We start from the raw sequence: 3,667 nt of genomic DNA, 5'->3' as shown, positions 1-3,667 counted from the left end.
GCCCCCCGACCGCCATTTCTCGAAAGAGGGTGCGCCGCCCGCCTGTCACGACCCTGAAAGGAGGTGATCAACCGCTCCGGCGCACACGCATTTTTGCCCGCGCGGCCTACCAGCCGCACCGTTCGTTCACCAATTCAAAACCCAATTTTCTAACACTCTTTCGAGAAAGGAGAAAGTGCGATGAACAAGCGATTACCGCTCGAATTGCTGGCCATTCTGCTGATCGTCCTGCTGGCCGGCGTGGGAGTGGCCTACGGTCTGTGGTCCGAAACGCTGACCATTAACGGCACGGTCAACACCGGTGAGGTGGATGTTGGCTTTTCTGGACCTTATGTCAGTGAATGGGTCGAAGTCAATGGTTCTCCTCAATTAGAGCCAGAAGAAAAGGATGAATTTGCAGAATGCTATGCGAATGCCGTAGACCTTGACAAAACCAGTGACGGCAATGAGGGCATTGAGATTACAGTTAAGGGTGCCTATCCTTCTTACCATTGCGCCGTAAAATTCGACATTTCAAACCTCGGCACCGTGCCGGTGCACATTACCCAACCAACCGGAAATCAGAACAATCCTGCGTGGGTTACGGTCAAAGCTTGTTACCCACAATGGTATCAACTGCACCCGGGTAAAAGTGCATGGGCATGGATCTTGATCCACTTCACGAACAATGACGGCGTGATCGAAAACAAGGACTACACTTTCACCTTCACCATTAACGCCCTGCAATGGAATGAAGCGCCCTCTTCAACGACTGCAACTGAGAAAGAAACAGAAACCGGCTGCTGGACTGGGTATTACGAATTTACGGAAAGTGATTAATAATGCTGTTCAGCATAAAACGCTGGAGCGGGGCATGCCCCGCTCCAGCAACCCAACCAAAGGGAGGGCCGATGTTCAACAGAAACAACTCCCACAGTCAATGGAAGGCGCTGCCACTCCTGTTCCTCGGCGTACTGCTGCTCACAGGCATTGCTTACGGCTTGTGGAGTGAAACCCTGCTGATTGACGGCACCGTTTATACCGGAGAAGTGTACGGAAAGTGGACTTCCTGCATCTGCAATGATGACGGACTGGACCCGCTTCCCAATCCGTGGCCATACACCTATCCTATTCCTACCCGCAAGGATGTTGGCAAAACCACCTGCACGATTGATGAAAAAGATCCGCGCATCCTGCACCTGACCATCGAAAACGGCTACCCCTCCTACTGGGGCAATTGTGAAGTGCATTTCGCCAACACCGGCACTGTACCGGTCATCATCCGCGGTTACTCGGTTGTGCCCAGGAATTTCACCCTCGCATCTGCAAACGGTGCAGAAGACGGTGAAATCTGGGTCAGATATTGGGATGGAATTGGCACACAAATGGAACCGTGTCCAGATGACTCCTGCGAACAGGCAAGCAGCATCCAGTTCCATGTGGAACAACCCGCCAAGGAAAATTTCTCCTATGAGTTCGATGTATATGTCTGCATCGCTCAATGGAACGAATCTGCCACCCTGGAGCAATGTCTGGCAGCCGCCCCAAAATATTGATCTGAATCCGGCTGACTTGCGGCATCCCAACCGCAAGTCAGCCGCTGTGGAGCAATCATGACCGCCAAACACCTGCCTTTACCCTCCTGGTTCGCCCGCCGCACACTGCCGCGCCTTTCCCCCGCCTGGGGCTGGGTGGTTTTCGTTGCCAGGCTGGCAACCGCTTACCTGCTGGTGTACTTCCTCGCTCCGCTGCTGCCGGCGGAATGGAACGTCTACGTCGTTCAGCCGCTGGCCTGGCTGGCACTGGCCGGGCAGGCCTGGGGGCTCTCCCGGCTCGGCTGGGCCGAATGGCCGCAGCCGGCGCGCCGCCTGCTGATCACCGCCGCGTTGATCGGCCTGCTGCAAACTGCTGCCTTTCTGGCAGCCGGTTTGCTGACTTCCTTTGGCTATTCCCCTTACGCCCACCGCCTGCCGGCGCTGATCGGCAACCTGTGGTTCATGCTGGCCGGCCTGTGCGGGCTGGAAGCCGCCCGCGCCGCGCTGGTCAACCGCCTGGCGGGTAAATCCCCGCTGCTGGCGCTGGCTCTGGGCAGTTTGCTTTCGCCGTTGCTGCTTATTTCCCCCACCGTGTGGGGGCATTTGCAAACCCCACAACAAATCCTCGCCCTCACCGGCGGACGGCTGCTGCCCCTGCTGGCCGAGGGACTGCTGGCTTCCCTGCTGGTCTGGCTGGGCGGCCCGCTGCCGGCCATCCTCTACCGCGCCGTCTGGCTGCTGTTTGAATGGATTTCGCCAATTCTACCCAACCTGAACTGGTTGTTGACTGCCTTTATCGGCACACTCGTGCCGCTTTTCGGATTTTTCTACCTGCAAAACAGCCTGCCGGTTGAATCTACCGCCGTGCAGGAAGCCGAACAACCCGCCGCGCCAGCCGCCAGCCTGAATTCGTGGTGGTGGCTGGCGGTGGTGCTGGTTGCTCTGTTCTGGTTTACCTCCGGGCTGTTCGGCATCCGCCCCTACGTGGTCAGCGGGTTCAGCATGAAACCTACCTTCGTCGCCGGCGATCTGGTGCTGATCACCCGCGTTGACCCGGCCGAAGTGCAGGTCGGCGATGTGATTCAATTCCGCCGCGCCAATTCCTACATCGTCCACCGCGTCATCGAAATTCAGGAGGAAAACGGCCGGCGGGTGTTCATCACCCGCGGCGACAACAACAACGTGCAGGACGATCCCGTCCCGCAGGAAATTGTCGAGGGCAAAGTCGTCCGCTACGTTCCGCAAATCGGCTGGCCGATCATCGGCCTGAAGAAGGTGATTCAATGGATCTTCTGAGCCGGGTCAGGAAGCAATTAATGCCAGCCGCTCTTCGGCTGCGCCGCGTCATTCCGCTGCTGGTCATGCTGGCACTCGTTCTCAGCCTCACGCCGGTAGCCGATACCCTGTGGGCCGAAACGCTCACCGTCAGCGGTGAGATTCAAACCGGCAGTTTTGAAGAAAGCCCTACCCCCACCGAAACCGCAACGCCCACACCAACCGCCACCTCAACGCCCACCCTGACCGGACCCGGGCAGGCCGGTACCACCCTGCAAGCCTACAAAACTGCCGACAGCCGCTGGAAAAAAGACGCCATCGGAGAGGTGATGATCGTCTACGGGCGCATCTGCGTGATGAATGGCGGTGAGCGCACAACTGAGGGTTTGACCATCTTCGATCAGGTTGAGATCAAACCCCGCCGACAGGATTGGCAGCCGTTGCCGGGCGCCACCCTGCTCATCAGCCCGCCGGAACAGATCTCCCCCGGCGAAGTGCGTTGTTACGAATATGAAATCGAGGTTACCTATCAACCCCAAACAACTTACCGCAACAGTGCCCGGGTCACCATCCTGAATCATTCCGGCTGGCTGCCGGGCGGCAATCACTGCCCCGGCCCGCAGCCCTGCCCGTTTGGTCCTGAAGTACGGGCTGACTTTGAGCCGCCTTCTCTGGATGTCACCCCCACTCCCCTGCCAACCGCCACGATGACCGCATCCCCAACCATTCCGCCGCGCAGTGGCTTGCAGCCCATCCAGCCAACCGCCACTTTCACTGCAACTCCAACCGCAACCGACACCGCCTCGCCCACAGCCACCCCCTCTCAGCCGCCGGCCAGCCCGCCGCCTTTGCAACCCAGCCCCACACCGCCAGCCACG

At 58.6% G+C, this 3,667-nt stretch carries 3 protein-coding genes and 1 pseudogene; all 4 read left to right on the top strand.

Translation table 11 applies throughout. The features are described from left to right. The first annotated feature begins 180 nt into the window (after nucleotides 1-180). A complete protein-coding gene (locus VAE48_RS10935; RefSeq protein ID WP_322793363.1) occupies nucleotides 181-819 on the top strand; it encodes a hypothetical protein in 639 nt (212 codons plus the stop codon). A 71-nt stretch (nucleotides 820-890) separates the two neighbouring features. Next, complete coding sequence (locus VAE48_RS10930; protein ID WP_322793362.1) at nucleotides 891-1,535, top strand: hypothetical protein; 645 nt, start codon at nucleotides 891-893, stop codon at nucleotides 1,533-1,535. Nucleotides 1,536-1,592: 57 nt separating this feature from the next. Continuing rightward, nucleotides 1,593-2,810 (top strand): signal peptidase I, encoded by a 1,218-nt coding sequence (locus VAE48_RS10925; RefSeq protein WP_322793361.1) that lies wholly within the window; start codon nucleotides 1,593-1,595, stop codon nucleotides 2,808-2,810. A gap of 20 nt (nucleotides 2,811-2,830) precedes the next feature. Then, nucleotides 2,831-3,667: pseudogene (locus VAE48_RS10920) on the top strand (hypothetical protein); the annotation flags it as partial.

Source organism: Bellilinea sp. (assembly GCF_034432615.1).
Classification (GTDB): domain Bacteria; phylum Chloroflexota; class Anaerolineae; order Anaerolineales; family Anaerolineaceae; genus Bellilinea.
This window is presented reverse-complemented; position numbering and strand designations above follow the sequence as displayed.